General features: G+C 69.0%; 17 protein-coding genes. 1 reads left to right on the top strand and 16 read right to left on the bottom strand.

Annotation, left to right across the window (positions count from 1 at the left end; translation table 11 throughout):
- Positions 1 to 52 precede the first annotated feature (52 nt).
- Positions 53 to 613, bottom strand: a complete 561-nt coding sequence (gene efp, locus ACOQFL_RS01350; RefSeq protein WP_435542237.1) for an elongation factor P — start codon at positions 611 to 613, stop codon at positions 53 to 55.
- Positions 614 to 705: 92 nt separating this feature from the next.
- Positions 706 to 1,815: an aminopeptidase P family protein gene (locus tag ACOQFL_RS01345; RefSeq protein WP_435542236.1), complete on the bottom strand. Its 1,110-nt coding sequence runs from the start codon at positions 1,813 to 1,815 to the stop codon at positions 706 to 708.
- Between the two features lie 158 nt (positions 1,816 to 1,973).
- On the opposite strand from ACOQFL_RS01345, the gene ACOQFL_RS01340 reads away from it, so the two are divergent.
- On the top strand, positions 1,974 to 2,840 hold the full coding sequence (locus ACOQFL_RS01340; protein ID WP_435542235.1) for a phosphotransferase family protein: 867 nt from the start codon (positions 1,974 to 1,976) through the stop codon (positions 2,838 to 2,840).
- 5 nt (positions 2,841 to 2,845) lie between these two features.
- On the opposite strand, the gene ACOQFL_RS01335 is transcribed toward ACOQFL_RS01340, so the two are convergent.
- From ACOQFL_RS01335 to ACOQFL_RS01270, 14 genes are all read right to left on the bottom strand, one after another.
- Entirely contained in the window at positions 2,846 to 3,547 is a 702-nt protein-coding gene (locus tag ACOQFL_RS01335) for a formylglycine-generating enzyme family protein (RefSeq protein WP_435542234.1), read from the bottom strand.
- A gap of 205 nt (positions 3,548 to 3,752) precedes the next feature.
- A complete protein-coding gene (locus ACOQFL_RS01330) occupies positions 3,753 to 4,847 on the bottom strand; it encodes an ABC transporter ATP-binding protein (protein ID WP_435542233.1) in 1,095 nt (364 codons plus the stop codon).
- A gap of 81 nt (positions 4,848 to 4,928) precedes the next feature.
- On the bottom strand, positions 4,929 to 6,359 hold the full coding sequence (xylB, locus tag ACOQFL_RS01325) for a xylulokinase (RefSeq protein WP_435542232.1): 1,431 nt from the start codon (positions 6,357 to 6,359) through the stop codon (positions 4,929 to 4,931).
- Positions 6,356 to 7,381, bottom strand: coding sequence for a zinc-dependent alcohol dehydrogenase family protein (locus ACOQFL_RS01320; protein ID WP_435542231.1), 1,026 nt, complete (start codon positions 7,379 to 7,381; stop codon positions 6,356 to 6,358). Before ACOQFL_RS01320 ends, xylB begins: the two co-directional genes overlap by 4 nt.
- A 16-nt stretch (positions 7,382 to 7,397) precedes the next feature.
- Positions 7,398 to 8,222 carry a DeoR/GlpR family DNA-binding transcription regulator gene (locus ACOQFL_RS01315; RefSeq protein WP_435542230.1) on the bottom strand — a complete coding sequence of 275 codons (825 nt, stop codon included), beginning with the start codon at positions 8,220 to 8,222 and terminating at the stop codon, positions 7,398 to 7,400.
- A 358-nt stretch (positions 8,223 to 8,580) separates the two neighbouring features.
- Positions 8,581 to 9,615 (bottom strand): NAD(P)-dependent alcohol dehydrogenase, encoded by a 1,035-nt coding sequence (locus ACOQFL_RS01310; RefSeq protein ID WP_435542229.1) that lies wholly within the window; start codon positions 9,613 to 9,615, stop codon positions 8,581 to 8,583.
- Entirely contained in the window at positions 9,612 to 10,553 is a 942-nt protein-coding gene (locus ACOQFL_RS01305; protein WP_435542228.1) for a carbohydrate ABC transporter permease, read from the bottom strand. The genes ACOQFL_RS01310 and ACOQFL_RS01305 overlap by 4 nt, the downstream gene beginning before the upstream one ends.
- On the bottom strand, positions 10,550 to 11,476 hold the full coding sequence (locus ACOQFL_RS01300; protein ID WP_435542227.1) for a carbohydrate ABC transporter permease: 927 nt from the start codon (positions 11,474 to 11,476) through the stop codon (positions 10,550 to 10,552). The genes ACOQFL_RS01305 and ACOQFL_RS01300 overlap by 4 nt, the downstream gene beginning before the upstream one ends.
- A complete protein-coding gene (locus ACOQFL_RS01295) occupies positions 11,473 to 12,942 on the bottom strand; it encodes an extracellular solute-binding protein (protein WP_435542226.1) in 1,470 nt (489 codons plus the stop codon). Before ACOQFL_RS01295 ends, ACOQFL_RS01300 begins: the two co-directional genes overlap by 4 nt.
- 377 nt (positions 12,943 to 13,319) lie before the next feature.
- Positions 13,320 to 13,751 (bottom strand): type II 3-dehydroquinate dehydratase, encoded by a 432-nt coding sequence (gene aroQ / locus ACOQFL_RS01290; RefSeq protein ID WP_435542225.1) that lies wholly within the window; start codon positions 13,749 to 13,751, stop codon positions 13,320 to 13,322.
- Positions 13,748 to 14,857, bottom strand: coding sequence for a 3-dehydroquinate synthase (gene aroB / locus ACOQFL_RS01285; protein WP_435542224.1), 1,110 nt, complete (start codon positions 14,855 to 14,857; stop codon positions 13,748 to 13,750). The genes aroQ and aroB overlap by 4 nt, the downstream gene beginning before the upstream one ends.
- A gap of 191 nt (positions 14,858 to 15,048) precedes the next feature.
- Positions 15,049 to 15,567, bottom strand: coding sequence for a shikimate kinase (locus ACOQFL_RS01280; protein ID WP_435542223.1), 519 nt, complete (start codon positions 15,565 to 15,567; stop codon positions 15,049 to 15,051).
- Positions 15,564 to 16,772, bottom strand: a complete 1,209-nt coding sequence (gene aroC / locus ACOQFL_RS01275; RefSeq protein WP_435542222.1) for a chorismate synthase — start codon at positions 16,770 to 16,772, stop codon at positions 15,564 to 15,566. The genes ACOQFL_RS01280 and aroC overlap by 4 nt, the downstream gene beginning before the upstream one ends.
- A 104-nt stretch (positions 16,773 to 16,876) precedes the next feature.
- A complete protein-coding gene (locus ACOQFL_RS01270) occupies positions 16,877 to 17,569 on the bottom strand; it encodes a prepilin peptidase (protein ID WP_435542221.1) in 693 nt (230 codons plus the stop codon).
- Between the last annotated feature and the right edge of the window lie 125 nt (positions 17,570 to 17,694).

The raw sequence follows: 17,694 nt of genomic DNA, 5'->3' as shown, positions 1-17,694 counted from the left end.
CGCGGTCCTGGACAGCCCAACCGGACCAGCATACCGGCCGACCGTGAGCCGGTCACTTGACGCGTCCCAGATAACGCCCGTCACGCGGGTCCACCCGGATCTTCTCGCCGCTCTCGATGAACAGCGGGACCTGCACGGTCGCACCGGTCTCGAGTTCGGCGGGCTTGTTGCCACCGGTGGAACGGTCCCCCTGCACACCGGGGTCGGTGTGGGCGATGGTCAGCTCCACCGAGGCGGGCAGCTCGACGTAGAGCGGCTCACCCTCGTGGCGGGCCAGGGTGACGGTGCTGTTCTCCAGCATGTAACCGGCCGCGTCACCCACGGTCTCCGGCGAGACGCTGACCTGGTCGTAGGTGTCGGGGTCCATGAACACGTAGTCGACGCCGTCGTTGTAGAGATAGGTCATCTCGCTGCGGTCGACGTTGGCGGTCTCGACTTTGATCCCGGCGTTGAAGGTCTTGTCCACGACCTTGCCGGAGAGCACATTCTTGAGGGTGGTGCGCACGAAGGCACCGCCCTTGCCCGGCTTGACGTGCTGGAAACTCGTGACGGTCCACAGCTGCCCGTCGATGTTGAGCACGATTCCGTTTTTCAGGTCGTTCGTGGTGGCCACGGTCGGAGTCTCTCCTGTGCTAAGGCTACAGATGTTCGCCGATTCGAGCTGGCGCGCGACCGAGAAGCGGGATCGAGCGCACGTTGTCACACCTAGAGAATGACGAGCTCCTTCGTCGTCAAGGTGAGCAACTCTGGCGTGTCCGCACGCGCGACCAGCGTGTCCTCGATGCGGACGCCGCCCCGCCCAGGCAGATACACACCGGGCTCGGCGGTGACCGCCATTCCGGCTTCGATGGTACCCGTTCCGCGTTGGGACAACGCCGGTGCCTCGTGGATCTCCAGCCCCACGCCGTGCCCCAGGCCGTGCGAGAACCGCTCGCCGTAACCGGCCTCGGTGATCACGTCGCGGGCAGCCGTGTCGGCGTCGACCACCCCGGTTCCGAGGCGGATGGCGTCCCGCCCCGCGGCCTGTGCGCCCGCGACGAGCTCGTAGATCTCGCGCTGCCAGTCGGCGGGTCGGCCGAGCACGACCGTGCGGGTCATGTCGGAGTGGTAGCCGTCCACGAGCGCACCGAAGTCCATCTTGACGAAGTCGCCCGAGGCGAGTTCGGCCTCGGTGGGGCGGTGGTGCGGCACCGCCGAGTTCGCCCCGGTGGCCACGATCGTCTCGAAGGAGGGTCCGGCCGCACCGTGGTCGAGCATCCGGCTCTCCAGCTCGCGGGCCACGGCGAGCTCGGTACGGCCCGGGCGCAGCCCGCCGTGCTCGATCAGTTCGGCCAGCGCGCGATCGGCAGCCGCGCATGCGGCGCGCAACGCCTCGATCTCGTTCTCGTCCTTGATCAGTCGAAGGTTCTCCACCAGACCCGGGGCGCGGACCAGCTCCACCCCGGGGGCGGTGCGGCTCAGCTCCTCCAACCCGTCCACCGTGACGTGTTGACTCTCGAAGCCCACCCGCCGGTAGGTCTCGGCCATCGACTCGGCGCGCCGAGCCAGTTCGGCGACGCTGGCCCGGTCGATGAGGTGCTCCAGTTCGGGGACCTGTTCGGCGGCCTGCGTCTCGTAACGGCCGTCGGTGCAGAACACCGTGCGAGCCTCGTCGGCAGCGGCGTCGGCCGCGTGCACCAGCAGGGCAGCGTTGGATCCGGTGAAGCCGGTGAGGTACCTGATGTTGAGCAGGTCGGTCACCAGCATCGCGTCCACCTCGCGGTCGCGCAGGTGGCCCCGAAGGGATTCACGGCGATGTACGTGCGATTCGGGCATGCGGGCAGCTTAATTGCCGACCGGGGACCATCGCCCGGGCACGTGGGGTCCCCGTTGTGTGGTGGGCCTGGCACCGATATGGGGTGGGAGGTACTCCCCACAGCGCCGAACCGCCCCGGTGATTCCGAGACCGCCACTTCCCCTGGCCGGAGAACGTTTTGAACGACGACATCGACCGCGCTCGCCGCAGCGCCGAGGCGGCCCTCGACCTCGGATTCGCTCCGAACCCCACCGTCGGATACGGCGGACGGTCCGCGATATTCCTGGCCGAGCACGCGGCGCTGAAGGTCTACACCCACCGGGGGCAGGAACGGTGTCACCGTGAGGCCGCCGGGCTGCGCGCGGCCACCCACACTCCCGAACTGCGCGTGCCCGAGGTGCTGGCCCACGACGAACAGGCCGAACAGCTGCCCTGGCTGGCAGCCACCCGATTGAACGGCACCCGACCGTCTCCGCACGAGGCGACCACGACGCTCGGCCAGGTCGCCGCCCGACTGCACAGCCTGCCGCCCGAGCTCCTGGCCGAGATGCCCGAACACCGCCGACGGCTGCGCGAGCTGCCCAAAGGCAGCAATCCCGCCCACCAGGCCGCGGATCGGCTCGACGCCACCCTGAGCGAGACGACCCCGGCGGCCGAGAAGCGCTGCGAGCGCGAGTGCGGGTTCGTGCACGGGGACTTCTCCGGCCGCAACATCCTGCTCGCCGACGGTGAGCACCCCGGTGTCATCGACTTCGAGGGCTCCGGCATCGGCTGCCGCTACGACGATCTCGGCGCGCTGGTGCTGCACGAGAGCCTGCTCGGCACGCGCGACCGGCGTGTGCTGCTGGCCGCCTACGACGCCGAACGCCGCCGCTTGAGCCCCACCACCGAAACCGCCAGCGGTGATCACCTCACCTACCACCTGGTGCTGCGCGCCCGCTGGATCCTGCAATGGGCCATCGACCTCGACCCCGAGCTGGCCGAGCGGGTCGCCGCACTCACCCCGTGGCTACTGACCACACTGGACGGACAGCAGCTTCCCTGACGCCTTCAACCGTTCTCGCGTTCCGGCATGACCGTGCGTGCTACGCGAAAACCGATGTCGTCGAGCCGGTTGGTGGGGTGGGTCCGGCGGCGCACCGAAGCGCGGCAGCTCCAGTGCTCGTCGAACCAGCCACCGCCACGCAGGACCCGGTAGGTGCCGTAGACCTCGGGGTCGTAGAAGTCCCAGCACCACTCCCAGACGTTGCCGAGCATGTCGTGCAGACCCCACTGATTCGGGTGTTTGCGGCCCACCTCGTGCACCTGCTCGTCGGAGTTGTCGCGGTACCAGGCGATCTCGTCGAGCGTTCCGTACCGCGGCCCGGGGGTGCCCGCGCGGCAGGCGTGTTCCCATTCCGCTTCGGTCGGCAGCCGGTAGCCGTCGGCCGTGGTGTCCCATTCGACGGACTCCTCGTGCTCGTGCACGCGATAAGCGGGCTCGAAGCCCCGCAGCCGGGACAACGCGTTGCAGAAACGAACGGCGTCCCACCAGGAAACGCTTTCAACGGGGAGCCGATCACCCCGTACCGCGCCGGGACGCAGCCCGGTGACTTCGGCGTAGTGAGCCTGGGTGATCGGAGTCGCGGCGAGGCGGTAAGGAGCAAGGTCCACCGACCAGCTTCGCCGCGTCCGGCGATCCGTGAGCACCGCCCGCCCCGGCGGCATGTCGATCAGCTCGACTTCGGTCTCGACTTCGGTACTACCGGCCATGAGTGCTCGTTTCGACGAGTACGTTCGTTCGAAGGTGTCACCCTGCCCGGCAATCGCCGTTCCCGCCCCGGTGGGAACGAGCACGGCGATTGGTGAAATCCGATGTGGCGTGGGCGACTGCTGGAGACTACCGGCTCCCGGTACCGGGAGGGCAAACCGATTTCCACCACGCGATCACCCACGCGAATCGCTTCGAGAGCGGCTCCTACCCCGCCAACCGCTCCCCGCTGTCGGCGGAGAAGACGTGCACCTCATCGGCGCGGAATCCCACGGTGACCCGCTCCCCCACCTTCGGCGGGGTGCGCGCGTCCAGCCGCACGATGAGCCGTTCCGAGTCCCCGGCGCCCTCGCCGCCGTCGACGACCCCGTGGCACAGCGCCTCGGCGCCGAGCTCCTCGACCAGCTCCACCGTCATCGGGATCCCCTCGGAGTCCAGATGCAGCGCTTCGGGACGCATCCCGAGCAGCACCGTGCCGGCTCCCGTCTCGGTGGCGGCACGCATCACTTCCCGCGACAGCGGGATCGTGGTACCGCCGAGTTCGGCGCCGTCCTCGCGCAGCACCGCCCGTGGCAGGTTCATGGCGGGCGAACCGGTGAACCCGGCGACGAACGCGTTGTTCGGGCGGTCGTAGAGCGCACGCGGGGTGTCGCACTGCTGCAGCACTCCCTCGTGCAGCACCGCCACTCGGTCACCCATCGTCATAGCCTCCACCTGGTCGTGAGTGACGTAGACGGTGGTCACGCCCAACCTGCGCTGCAACGCCGCTATCTGGGCACGCGTGGCGGAGCGGAGTTTGGCGTCGAGATTGGACAGCGGCTCGTCCATGAGGAAGACCTGCGGCTGCCGCACGATGGCGCGTCCCATCGCGACACGCTGCCGCTGCCCACCGGACAGCGCCTTGGGTTTGCGGTCGAGGAACTCCTCGATGTCGAGCAACCGGGCGGCCTCGGTGACCCGCTCCCTGATCTCGGGCTTGCTCATCCCCGCGATCTTCAGCGCGAACCCCATGTTGTCGGCCACCGACATGTGGGGGTAGAGCGCGTAGTTCTGGAAAACCATCGCGATGTCGCGGTCCCGCGGGGCCAGTCGGGTGACCTCACGCGAGCCGATGTGGATGCCGCCCCGATCGACGTCCTCCAACCCGGCCAGCATGCGCAGGCTGGTCGACTTGCCGCAGCCGGACGGGCCGACCAGCACCAGGAACTCGCCGTCGGCGATGTCGAGGTCGAGAGCGTTGACCGCCGGGGTGTCGGCTCCGGGATAGTGCCGGGTCGCGTCGTCGTAGGTGATCGTTGCCATCTCGCACACTCCTCTGCGGGGAGAATCCGCCCGGTGCTCGGAGGCTCCGTCGCAGCACCTACGGACCCCGGGCGGTGAATTTCAACCGTGAACGTCCGGATGCATCCGGTGCAGCGTCGAACGATGTGTCCGTCTGATTTGCGCGCCGTCCGAGACGTCGGAAACCGGCAGCTCCACTTCGGTGTCCACCGGCCATTCCGGCGGGCGGTCGGTGCCCGCCAGCGTCCAGGCGGCCTGCCGTGCCGCGCCGATGGCGACGTACTCGGCCGGGGCCGGAACGGTGACCGGCACGTCGAATACGCGCGGGGCCGCACGCCGCACGGCCTCGGAACGGGCGGCGCCTCCGATGAGCAGCACGCGGCGCACCGGAACGTGCTGCTCCCGCAGGGCGTCCAGCCCGTCGGCCAGGCCGCACAGCATCCCTTCCACGGCCGCGCGGGCCAGGTTCTCGGGCGTCATGTTGTCCCTGCGGAGCCCGTGCAGCGTCCCGGTGGCGTCCGGCAGGTTCGGGGTGCGTTCACCGTCCAGATAGGGCAGCAGCGTCAGCCCGCCCGCACCGGGTTCGGCCGCGCAGGCGAGCCGGTCGAATCCCGCGCTGTCGGTGCCGAGCAGTTCGGCGGTGGCGGTCAGCACCCGGGCCGCGTTGAGCGTGCACACCAGCGGCAGGAATCTGCCGGTGGCGTCGGCGAATCCGGCCACGGTGCCGTCCGGATCGCTGGTGGCCGTTTCCGAGCAGGCGAACACGGTGCCGCTGGTTCCCAGCGAGACCACCACGTCGCCGGGGGTGATGCCGAGTCCCAGTGCCGCCGCCATGTTGTCGCCGGTACCCGCCGAGACGAGCCGCCCGGAGGGAGTGCTCCCGGCCGCCTCCCCCGGGGCGAGCACGCGCGGGGTGTTCGGCGAGCGTCCGCCGAAAGCCCGTGCGAGCAGGTCGTGGCGGTAGCGTTCCTCGCGCGGGGACCAGTAGCCGGTGCCAGAGGCGTCACCGCGATCGGTGACGTACTCCCCTCCGGTCAGTTTGGCGGTGAGCCAGTCGTGCGGCAGCAGCACGTCGCTGACCCGGTCGGCCAGCCGCGGCTCGTGCTCGGCCATCCAGCGGAGTTTGGTGACCGTCAGGCTCGCCACCGGAACGGTCCCGGTCAGCTCGGCCGCCGCGGCCGCGCCACCGCACTCGGCGATGAGCTGCTCGGCCGCGTCGGCCGAACGGGTGTCGTTCCAGAGCAGCGCGGGACGCACCACCTCACCGGCGGAGTCGAGCGCGACCATGCCGTGCTGCTGGGCACCGATACCGACGGCCGTCACGCCGTCCAGCAGTCCGTCGGTGGCACTACACAGCGCGTCCCACCAGACCGCCGGGTCGATCTCGGTCCCACCGTGGTGCTCGGCACTACCGCTGCGCAGGATCTTCCCGCTCGCGGCGTCGCAGACGACCACCTTGGTGGACTGGGTGGAGGAGTCGATTCCGGCGACCAGTTCGCCGGAACCGAACGTGGGTTCGTAATCGTTGTTCATCGACTGCCATCCTGCGACTGATGCGTCGAGTTCGGAAGGATCTGTAGTTTGCGACCGGTTCCGGCGCGGAACTTGGCGACCGCGTCCTCGTAGGACTCCAGCGGGAAGGCGTCGCTGATCATGGTGTCCGCGTCGACCGCTCCGCTGCCCATGAGCTCCACGGCACGCGAGTAGCTGTGCAGCACGGCCATGCTTCCCACGATGGTGATCTCCTCGTTGTAGACCCGGAAGGGGGAGAACGAGGCGGTGGCCTCGCCCGGGGCGACTCCGAACTGCTGAAAGGTGCCGCCGGGACGAACCCTGCTCAGCCCGTCCTCGATCGCGGCGATGACACCGGTGCAGTCGATCACGACCTCCCAACCGTGGCGGGGGCTCAACGAGTCGGCCGTGGTCGCCGTGGCGTCGACCCCGAGCTGCTCGGCCACCTTGAGGCGCTCCTCGTTGAGGTCGACCACCGAGACCGAGGTGGCCCCGCCCCTGCGGGCGAGCTGTGCCATTAGCAGACCCATGGTTCCCGCGCCGTAGATCAGGTAGTGCTCGCCGAGCTTGCGGGGCAGCCGGTCGAAACCGCGAACGGCGCAGGAGAGCGGTTCGATGAGCGCGGCCTGCGCGGCGCTCACGCCCTCCGGAAGCCGGTGGCAGTTCGCGACGGGAGCCACCGCGTACTCGGCGCAGGCACCGTCACGGGTGTTGCCGATGGCGTTCCAGTCCTCGCACAGGTTGCCGTGCCCCAGCGAGCAGTAGTGGCAGCTGCCGCAGAACAACGACGGATCCACCGCCACCGCGTCGCCGACCCGCAGCGACGTCACCCCGTGCCCGAGGGCGGCCACCCTGCCCGCGAACTCGTGCCCGGGCACGATCGGATAGGGAGCCGGGGCGAAGTCACCGTCGACTATGTGGATGTCGGTGCCGCAGATACCGCAGGCGTCGACCTCGACGACGACCTCACCGGGGCCGGGTTCGGGATCCGGAACCGTGGTGACCGACAGTTTTCCGGGGGTTTCGATAACCGCTGCGCGCACTGGAATGCCTCGATTCTCATTCTCGGACGGTCTCTCCGGGGAACTCCTCGGCCGGATCGACGGGGGTGACCCGCACTTCCGTACCGAATTCCCGGATGGCCGCTGTTTCCTCTTCCGGGGTGGCCTCATCGGTGACCACCAGGTCGAACGCCGCGACGGTGCCGTGGGAATAGGTGGCCGTCTTGCCGAACTTCGAGTGGTCGACGAGCAGCACACTACGTTCGGCCGCCGCGCACATGGCTTCCTTGATCTCGGCGAAGTCCTGCATCGGGTGGAACAGCCGCCCGTCGGTGATCGCGGTGGCCGACATGACGGCCACGTCGGCACGCAGCCGGGAGAGCCCGCGCAACACATCCGGTCCGGTACAGGAGTCGAACTCGCCCCGAAAGCGCCCTCCCAGCAACAGCACCTCGCGGTCGGCCCCCGAGAGGGTCCGCGCCACCCCGAACGAGTTGGTCACCACCGTCAGGCTCTCGACCGCGGTGAGCCTGCGGGCGCAGGGGAACAGCGTGCTGGAGTCGTCCAGGATGACGGTGGTGTCCGGGCGGACCTCGTCGACCGCAACCGCCGCCAGGGCCTCCTTCTCCGCGACGTGCAGCCCGACGCGGAACCTGGTCGCCGTCTCCATCGTCAGCGACGGGAAGGACTCCACCCGGCCCCGCAACTTGTGCAGCAGGTGCCGCGCGGCCAGATCGTCGAGATCACGGTGCATCGTCATCAGACTGACGCCGAACTGCTCGGCCAGCTCGTCGATGCGTGCCCTGCCGCGGTCGACGACGAACCGCAGTACCTCCTGCCTGCGTTGCTCGACTGCTGCCTCGGACGGGCGGGCCGCGGCCATCTCCCCTCCCTTCGCTTCGCTGATTTCGGGGTGACCGGCCCGGTTTGCCCGGCCGGTCCAGTGGCGGAACCTCTCGCACGGCTCTCGCTGCGGGGAGGCCCGACATCGGGTAGGCACCTACGCAACGTCGGGCCTTCCTCGCGAGAGCCGCACGGGAGAACCCGCGGCGGTGCCGACTGCGTAAGTGGTCGGAAGCGGCTGCGCCGCTTGACCGCGACTGACGGGGAGCGGACCAGGTTGCTCGCTCGGTTCCGTCCGCGGCGGGAAGGTTGCCGGGCTTCACACGTACTTCCCTGTGGTTCCGATGCCTCCTTCCCAAGGTGACCGTGCCAGCACGCGGGTCCGGTCCCGAACACGATCATTCCTGGGGGCGCACGACCGATTTGACCGCCGTCTCGTCACGTGCCGCGGCGGTGAGCGCCTCCGGAACCCGGTCCAGCCCGAACCGGTGGGTGACCAGCCTGTCGAGCTCGACCGCACCTGAGGCGGCGAGTGCTATGGCGGTCGGCCAGGTGTTGGCGTAGCGGAAGGTGCCGGTCAGCTCGATCTCCCGGGTCTGCACGTGTGCCAGCGGGATCGGCAGCTCGTCACCTCCCAACCCGACGAACACGCCACGCCCGGCGCGGGCGAGCGTGCCGACCGCCTCGGCACCGGCCTTGGTGTTGCCGGAGCACTCCAGCAGCACGTCCGGCTCGTAGCCGCTCTCGGCCAGGCCGCGCTCACCGACGTCGATCGTGTCGGCCGCGGCCAGTTCGGCGGCCATCCGCAGCCTGGGCTCGGACACATCGGTGGTCACGACCTCGGTGGCGCCGAACGCGCGTGCGGTCTGCGCGGCGAGCAGACCGACCGGCCCCGCTCCGGTCACCAGCACCCGACTGCCGGGCGAGACCCGTGCCTTGCGGCACGCCCACACCGCCACCGAGAGCGGTTCGACGAGTGCCGCGGCCTCGTCGGACATGTCCTCGGGCACCGAGTAGGCGAACTGCTCGTGCAGCGTGACGTACTCGCAGAACGCGCCGTCGATGGGCGGGGTGGCGAAGAACCGTACCTCGGGACACAGGTTGTAACGTCCCGACCTGCACTCGTGGCAGCTGCCGCAGGGAACGCCCGGTTCCAGCGACACCCGGGTTCCGGGAGCGTGCCCGGTTACCTCGGAGCCGCGGGCGACGACCGTTCCGGAGGCCTCGTGCCCGAGGATCAGGGGCTCACGAACCACGAACCCACCGACCCGGCCGTGTTCGTAGTAGTGGGTGTCGGAACCGCACGTGCCCACAGCGGACACCCGTACCAGCACCTCGTGCGGGCCGGGTTCCGGCACGGGGCGGTCCTCGACGGCGATGTCGCCGACCGCGCGCAGTACGGAAGCGCGCATCGATGTCGGAAGTTCGTTCATTCTCCGGTCACTGCTCCCAGTGTCAGGCCGGTGACCAACCACCGGCGGACTGCCAGTCCCGCCAGCATCATCGGCACCACGACGAACGTGCCGATGGCGCACAGCTGGCCCCAGTCGATACCGGACTGCGTGACCAGCTGGCTGGCGGCTATCGGTAACGTCTGTGAGTGTGGACCGCTGAACACGAGGGCGAACGCGTAGTCGTTCCAGGCGAACACCAGGCAGAGCACGAAGGTGGTCACCAGCCCGGACTTGGTCAACGGCAACACCACGTATCGGAAAGCCTGCCAGTTGGTGCATCCCTCCACCCGGGCCGACTCCTCCAGTGCTTGCGGAACATCGGCGAAGAAGGCGTTCAGCAGCCAGATGGCGAACGGCAGGTTGAAGGTCAGATAGGCCAGAATCAGCCCCGGAACGGTGTCGATCAGCCCGACCTGGCGGAACATCAGGAACAGTGGAAGCACCACCGCGGCGATGGGAGCCATCCTGGTCGAGATGATCCAGAACGACAGGTGCTTCTTGCCCCGCATCCCGCTGCGCGCCAGCCCGTAACCGGCCAGCGCTCCCAGAATCACGGAGAGCACCGCGGAGCCCCCGGCGGCGGCGACGCTGTGCCACAGGTAGGGCAGCAGTTCGTTGCCGCCGGTGAACAGGCCGGTGTAGTGCTGGAGGGTCGGGGTGAACAGCCACTGTGGCTCGGCGGAGTTGATGGCTTCGCTCGGCTTGAGCGAGGACAGCAGCATCCACAGCAACGGGACGAGCGTCCACAGCAGTGCCAAGGTCAGCGCGACGCCGATCACGACCCGGGTTCCGGTGCCGGTTCGTTCCAGCGGACTCAGTCGTGAGCCACGGGTGCCCGCCGCCCCGCCACGGTTGTCGTCCGTTCCCCCGTCGGGGGCCGATGCGGCGCGGGAATCCGCGGTGTCGACCACGCTCATCGGGCCAGCCCCTTCCTGTCCAACATGCGTACGAACGTTCGGGCGATCACTATGGAGGCCAGCAGCATGGCGAGCCCGATGACGGCGGCGTAGCCGAAGTCGAAGAACCGGAAGGCCGTCTCGTACAGCCGGACCGGAACTATCTTCGTGGCGTTGGCGGGACCACCGTTGGTGGTGACCCAGATGATGTCGAAGTAGCGGATCGCGTCCATCGCCCTGATCAGCAGCGCGACGAGCAGTACGTTGGAGATCGAGGGCAGCACGATGTGGCGCAGCGTCTGCCACCTTCCCGCCCCGTCGAGCGCCGCCGCTTCCCGCAGCGGAAGCGGTACCGAGGTGAGCCCGGCGAGCGTGATCAACGCGATCAGCGGTGTCCACTCCCAGACGTCCATGGCCACCACGGCCGCGAACGCGGAGAAGGTTCCGCCGAGCACATCCCCGCCGTAACCGAGCTGCTCCAGCAACCAGCTGTAGAGACCGATCGTCGGGTCGACGAGGAACCTGCCGAGCAGCCCGACGAGCACCGGGGCGACGAACATGGGCAGCAGCAACATGCTCAGCACCAGGTTCCGGCCGCGGATCAGGCGCCACACGCACAGCGCGAGCAGCACCCCGAGCACCATCTCCAGGCCCAGGGTCAGCACGAAGTACAGCGCCGTTCGCAGCCAGAACCAACCCATCTCGGGGTCGGTGAAGAACCGCGCCCAGTTGCTCAACCCGGCGAAGTCCAGGCTCAGCCCGCCGAGCAGATGAACCTCGGAGAAGCTCATCACGACGATGGTGACGAACGGCAGCACCGTCAGCGCGGCGAGCAACGCGATCCCGGGGGCCATCATGCGCCCGGTGAATCCGATGCGGCGCCGTGGCGGCGCGGGCTCGGCCGGTCGGGCCGACGTGGTGGTGGGTTCGGTGTCAGTGGTCATCGCGCTGCCACCCACCCTCTGGAAACGATCCGGTCCACCTGCTTGGTGGTGTCGCGCATGGCTTCGGCGGAAGTGGCGTCACCGGCCAGCATGCGGGACAGCTCGGTGTAGACGGCGGTGTCGCACTCGCTCCACATCGGGATCTTCGGTCGCATGCCCGAGTACTCCGGTTGCCATGCCCGCTGCACCGCCGGAGCCGTGAGCATGGTGGGCATGTCGGTGGGACGCTGCTGGGCACTGCGCACTTCCGGCAGTTGGTAGATGGAACTCAGGGTGGGGGTGGCACCGCCGACCTCACCGGTGAGGTTGCGCAGCTGGGTCCGCCGGGAAGTCGCCCAGTTCAGGAACAACCAGGCGGCCTTACGTTCGTTGGGGGCGGTGTTGCCGTTGATGGCGATGCCCGCCCCGCCGTACATGTTGGCGGATTTGACCGGACCGCTCGGCAGGGCCGCGTAGCCCACCTTGCCGGGCAGCGCTCGTTCGTTGTCGGCGGCGAACTCGTGCCAGTTCGGGCACATCGCCACCCTGCCCGCCGCGAAGGCGGCGCCCACACCGGTCCAATCCCAGGTTCGGGAGGCCGGGTCGGCGACCGAGAGCAGGCGCCGGTAGAACTCCGCGGCCTCCAGGGCGGCATCGGAATCCAGTTGGCACGGCCCGGGGTCGACCGCGCCGTAGCGCCCGACGCGTTCCCCGTCGGGAAAGTACTGCCCACCGTGGGCGAACAGCACGTTGGAGAAGTCGCACATCAGCGAGTCGTGCTGTTTGGCCTGGTGGCCGGTGCCGTAGGCGACCTCGTCCACGTTGTCGTTGAACCACTTGGCTATGCGGAAGTACTCCTCCCAGGTTCGCTGCGGCCCGGGGGTGGGATCGAATCCCAGATCGGCGGCCATGCGGTCGTGGTAGGTCTCGAACAGATCCTTCCGGTACTGCCAGATCATCGTGGCGCAGTCGTAGGGCAGCGCCAGGACCCGGTCCCCGTCGCCGAACCGCCCGGAGACGTCCATCTGGAGCGGGACGAACTCGTCGAACCGCGAGGTGTCGCCGGGCAGGGACGGATCTCCCGCCGGTTCCCGCAGGTCGACCAGCCCTTCGGCGTAGGGCGCGAGCACCTGGTAGGAGTCGGCGTAGAGCACCTGGTACTGCGACTGGCCGGAAGCCAGGTCCAGCGCCACTTTCTGCACGAGGGCGGACAGTTCCAGGGTCACGATGTTGATGTGGATACCGGTCAGCTCGGTGAAGCGCTGCGCCTCGGCGGCGATGGCACTGGTGGGCGCCGTGTTCTCCGAGACGAAGTTCAGGGTGCATCCGGCGAACTGCCGCCAGGGGTCGGCCGTGTCGCGGCGGCGCACATCCTGTCGAGCGGAGCAACCACTGAGTACCCCGCCGCCGGCTATGGCGGCTCCGCCGGCGAGCGTTCCCGTCAGCAGGCGTCTCCTGCTGACGGCCGCTGGTTTCGGATCGACCATGGACTCTCCCGCTACTCACCCGTCCGTGTGACTGGGGTCATTCTTAGCAGAGAAAACCCATCTTGTTAACACTTTCTGCGGTATCTCTTTGGCAGACAGCTCTCGCGGGAAGTCTTGATCAGCGAAAAAGAGCGCTCTCACCCGAGCGGGGAGCAGCGGACCAACGCAGAGCGCCACTCGGAAGGGGAGGTCACGCGGCGAAGTGGCATCCTGCGAACGGGTGAAACGTCACGAACGACACCCGCGACGCGGCGAGTGCGGAATCATTCGGATGGCGGGACCGCCCGATCCAACCATCCGAGGAGTTGACGCTGGAGGCCCCGGCGAGCCACTCGGCCGGGCGGTCCGGAAAGCCGGGCGGTCCGGAAAGCAGCGGCTCAGGCCGCGGTGTCGACCAACCAGCGCAGCGCGAGCGCATAGCCGCGCACCCCGAGTCCCACCAGCACACCGGTGGCGATGTCGGAGATGTAGCTGTGCCCCCGGAACGACTCACGTTTGTGCACATTGGACAGATGCACCTCGAGCAGCGGCGCGCGCAGCTGGGCGCAGGCGTCCCGCACGGCGATCGAGTAGTGCGTCCAGGCGGCGGCGTTGAGCACGACGGGACGCCGCGAGTCGGCGGCCTCGTGCAGCCACCCGATCATCTCGCCCTCGTGATCGGTCTGGCGCACCTCCGCCTCGATCCCGAGTTCGGCGGCCGTACTCCGGCACAGCTCAACCAAATCGGCATAGGTGTCGTGACCGTACTTGTCCGGCTCCCGGGTGCCGAGTCGTCCCAGGTTGGGACCGTTGAGCACCAGCACGTTCACAGCAGAACCCCTTGTCCCGACTTGGCGCCGCCCTCGGCGAGCGCGGAGTAGGCCGCGGCCAGCAACGAGGGGTCCGGCCCTTCCAGCCTGCCCGGCTTGGCCAAACCGTCCAGCACCACGAAACGCAGTACCCCCGTGCGCGTCTTCTTGTCGGTGCGCATCAGTTCGAGCAGGTCGTTGAGCGCGTCCGCGTCGTAGGAGACCGGCAGCCCCAGCCGGTCCAGCACGGCACGGTGCCGATCGGCCGTCTCGTCGTCGAGGCGTCCCGCCAGGCGCGCCAACTCGGCGGCGAAGACCAGCCCGATACTCACGGCCGCACCGTGGCGCCAGCGGTACCGCTCCCGGCGCTCGATGGCGTGACCGAGGGTGTGTCCGTAGTTGAGGATCTCGCGGTGGTGCGACTCGCGCAGATCGGCACCGACCACCGCGGCCTTGACCCGCACCGCACGGGCGATCAACTCGGCCAGCACGTCACCGGCCGGGTCCAGCGCGGCATCGGTGTCGGCCTCCACGAGTCGCAGGATCTCGGGGTCGTCGATGAAACCGCACTTGACGACCTCGGCCATCCCCGCGATCAGCTCGTTGCGGTTCAGTTCCTCCAGTGTGGCCAGGTCCGCGAACACCCGCGAGGGCTCGTGGAAGACCCCGACGAGGTTCTTGCCGGCCTCGGTGTTGATCCCGGCCTTACCGCCCACCGCGGCGTCGACCATGCCCAGCAGCGTGGTCGGCACGTGCACCACCCGGACACCCCGCATCCAGGTGGCCGCGACGAAGCCCGCCAGATCCGTGACCGCGCCGCCGCCGATGGAGACGACGACACCGCCGCGATCCATACCGATCTTGCCGAAGACGTCCCAGCAGAAACCGGCCACGGCGAAGCTCTTGCCGTCCTCGGCGTCGGGAAGTTCCACCCGGTGGGCATCCACCCCCGCCTCGCTCAGCTCCTCCCGAATGGTCTCCACGGTCGTGGTGAGCGTGGGCTGGTGCAGCAGCGCGACCACCGAGGCATCGCCGAGGTACTCGACGAGCTCACCCAGAAGTCCACGTCCGACCAGCACATCGTAGGGCTTCTCGGCATTGACGGGGATCCGCTCGGGCTCGCTCATCGTGTCCTCTCGCTCTCAACGGGCTCGTCCCGCATTGTCCCGCGCGTCACCGCACCGCCGCGCGCAGGGTGGGCGTTCGGATCAACGCGAGCGATTCGCCACCTCGGCGTCCGGACACAGGAAAACCGGCCCGTGATCACACGGATCAGCGGGGCCGGCCATGTTGTTCACATTATTCACACCGCAGGCACCTAGCCGACGTCGGCGCCACCGAGGCGGGGCAGCAGGTCGTGGACGATCTCAGCGGGGGAGGACTCGTCGGTGTCGACCTCCCAGACGGCGACCTCGCGATAGAGCGGCAGCCGCTCGCGCAGCAACGCCTGGAACGTCGCCCTGGGATTCACACCGGTCAGCAACGGCCTGGGAGCCGACAGGCCGGTCCGACGCACGCCCTCGGCCAGACCCACCGACAGGAACAGCACCGGGTACCCCGCCAGCAGCGACCGGTTCCGCTCGGTCGTCACGGCTCCCCCGCCCAGCGCGAGCACGCCCGAGTGCTCGGCCAGCGCAGCGGTCAGGGCACGTGTCTCCAGCTCCCGGAAGGCCGGTTCACCGTCATTGGTGAAGATCTCCGGTATCGTCCTGCCCGCCAGTGCCTCGATGTCGGTGTCGGTGTCCCGGAACGGCACCCCGAGGCGTTCGGCGAGCAACCTCCCCACCTCGGTCTTACCCGCCCCGGGCGGCCCGACGATCACCAACCGCGGGCTCATGAGCTCTCACCCCGGGACTCGGCCCGCTCGTGCAGGGCCGTGAGGTAGCCCCGGACATTGCGTCGGGTCTCGCCGATGGAGTCACCGCCGAACTTCTCGATCACCGCTTCGGCCAGCACCAACGCGACCATGGTCTCGGCGACCACGGCAGCGCGGGGCACGGCCGTGATGTCGGAACGCTGGTGCATGGCCTGCGCCTGTTCGCCGGTGCGCACGTCGACGGTCGACAGCGCGCGGGGCAGGCTGGAGATCGGCTTCTTGGCGGCCCGCACGATCAACGGCTCCCCATTGGTGATGCCACCCTCCAGTCCGCCTGCCCGGTTACTGGCGCGGTACACCCAGTTCGGCCCGTGAGCGGGATAGAGCTCGTCGTGGGCGGCGCTGCCCCTGCGGCGTGCGTTGGCGAACGCCTCGCCGATCTCCACACCCTTGATCGCCTGGATGCTCATCAGCGCCTGCGCCAGTTTGGCATCGAGCTTGCGGTCCCAGTGGACGTGCGAACCCACGCCGGGCGGCAGCCCGTAGGCGACCACCTCGACCACCCCACCCAACGTGTCGCCCTCCGACTTGGCGGCCTCGACCTCGGCCATCATCCGTTCGGTGACGTGATCGCCGAAGGCTCGTACCGGGTTCTCGTCGATGGTGGGCAGGTCGGCGGCCGTGGGCAGCGTCTCGTGTGCGGCGTCCACATCTCCCAGCGAGACGACATGGCTGACCAGTTCCACTCCCAGCAGCTGGCGCAGGAAGTGCCGCGCCACTGTTCCCACGGCCACTCGGGCGGCCGTTTCCCTGGCACTGGCCCGCTCCAGCACCGGGCGGGACTCGTCGAAGTCGTACTTCTGCATCCCGGGAAGATCGGCGTGGCCCGGGCGTGGCCGGGTCAACGGTTCGTTGCGGGCCAACGAGGCCAGCACCTCGGGATCGACCGGGTCCGCGGCCATCACCTGCTGCCACTTGGGCCACTCGGTGTTGCCGATCCGCACGGCCACCGGGCTCCCCTGGGTGAGGCCGTGTCGGATGCCACCGATCACTTCCAGCTCGTCGGACTCGAAATTCATCCGAGGGCTACGACCGAACCCGAGCTTGCGACGCTCGAGCTGGGCGTTGATGTCCTCGGTGGTGACCTCGACGCCAGCCACCATTCCTTCCAAAACCCCCACCAATGCGGGACCGTGTGATTCCCCGGCGGTCATCCAGCGCAGCACGCCCGCGATCCTGCCACGGCGTGTCGCGTGCCGGACAGCACGGGTTGAAAAAGCACGTCGGGCTCCGTCGCACACCACCGTCTCACCCGGCGGACCGGCCGGGCTCAACCCGTGAGATATCCGGTGAGGGGTGGCCCCGGAAGATGCGGGACGGGAAACGCCGTCACCAACCAGGCGGGCAGCAGCATCGCCGGTCCGTGCGGTATCCGCCACCGCCGGGTCAGGGCCGCGGCCAGCAGGGTCAGCGTCGCCGCGGCGAGCATCACGGCGAGCACGGCCGACGGAGCCACCGCCCCCACCGGAAGGCCGAGCACGCAGGCGAGTTTCACGTCGCCGGGGCCGAGCACCGCGGGCCGGGCCAGCCGCACCAGCGCGTAACAACCACCGAACAGCAACGCCCCGACCAGTGCGCTCCACAGTGCCGCACCACGGTGGGCCGCCGCTGCCCAGTGGCACAGTGCCGCCAGCAGCGGAACGAGAGCGGAAAACGTCAGCCGGTCCGGCAACCGAGCAGCGGTCAGATCGCAGGCGGCGAGCGCGACCCCGAACCAGCCCACCAGCACCGGAACCGGCAACCATCGGAGGTCGAGGCCGCCGTAGCACACGGCGGGGGCCAACGAGGCCCACAGGACTGCCAGGGCCGCCCGGCACGGCAACACCCCGACCGGCGCCGCGTCTGCCAGCGCCAGCACCGCGAGGTGAGCACACCCGGCGCCACAGAACCAACCCAGCGGGAAGAACAGCACCCCGAGCGCGAGGGAAACCGGCAGCGGAGTGGCGAGCGAACCGTCGAACACGTCAGCAGCGTCGGGGCCTGCTTCTCGACGCGCACGCGAGTGGGGCGAGGTCACCGGCGTGTCGGGAACCGCGACCGTCGAACCGGCCGCGACCCCCGACTCACGAACGGTGACAGTGTGTGTAG

The organism is Actinopolyspora sabaoui (genome assembly GCF_051225635.1).
Classification (GTDB): domain Bacteria; phylum Actinomycetota; class Actinomycetes; order Mycobacteriales; family Pseudonocardiaceae; genus Actinopolyspora.
The sequence above is the reverse complement of the archived record's forward strand: the minus strand, read 5'-3'. Positions and strand labels throughout refer to the sequence as shown.

What these genes read in the sequence shown, in the direction of transcription:
- ACOQFL_RS01295 (WP_435542226.1), bottom strand. Translation starts at nt 12,942, where the DNA reads ATGGTCGATCCGAAACCAGCGGCCGTCAGCAGGAGACGCCTGCTGACG.
- ACOQFL_RS01280 (WP_435542223.1), bottom strand. Translation starts at nt 15,567, where the DNA reads ATGAGCCCGCGGTTGGTGATCGTCGGGCCGCCCGGGGCGGGTAAGACC.
- ACOQFL_RS01345 (WP_435542236.1), bottom strand. Translation starts at nt 1,815, where the DNA reads ATGCCCGAATCGCACGTACATCGCCGTGAATCCCTTCGGGGCCACCTG.
- ACOQFL_RS01300 (WP_435542227.1), bottom strand. Translation starts at nt 11,476, where the DNA reads ATGACCACTGACACCGAACCCACCACCACGTCGGCCCGACCGGCCGAG.
- ACOQFL_RS01335 (WP_435542234.1), bottom strand. Translation starts at nt 3,547, where the DNA reads ATGGCCGGTAGTACCGAAGTCGAGACCGAAGTCGAGCTGATCGACATG.
- ACOQFL_RS01305 (WP_435542228.1), bottom strand. Translation starts at nt 10,553, where the DNA reads ATGAGCGTGGTCGACACCGCGGATTCCCGCGCCGCATCGGCCCCCGAC.
- ACOQFL_RS01310 (WP_435542229.1), bottom strand. Translation starts at nt 9,615, where the DNA reads ATGAACGAACTTCCGACATCGATGCGCGCTTCCGTACTGCGCGCGGTC.
- ACOQFL_RS01315 (WP_435542230.1), bottom strand. Translation starts at nt 8,222, where the DNA reads ATGGCCGCGGCCCGCCCGTCCGAGGCAGCAGTCGAGCAACGCAGGCAG.
- xylB (WP_435542232.1), bottom strand. Translation starts at nt 6,359, where the DNA reads ATGAACAACGATTACGAACCCACGTTCGGTTCCGGCGAACTGGTCGCC.
- aroB (WP_435542224.1), bottom strand. Translation starts at nt 14,857, where the DNA reads ATGAGCGAGCCCGAGCGGATCCCCGTCAATGCCGAGAAGCCCTACGAT.
- ACOQFL_RS01330 (WP_435542233.1), bottom strand. Translation starts at nt 4,847, where the DNA reads ATGGCAACGATCACCTACGACGACGCGACCCGGCACTATCCCGGAGCC.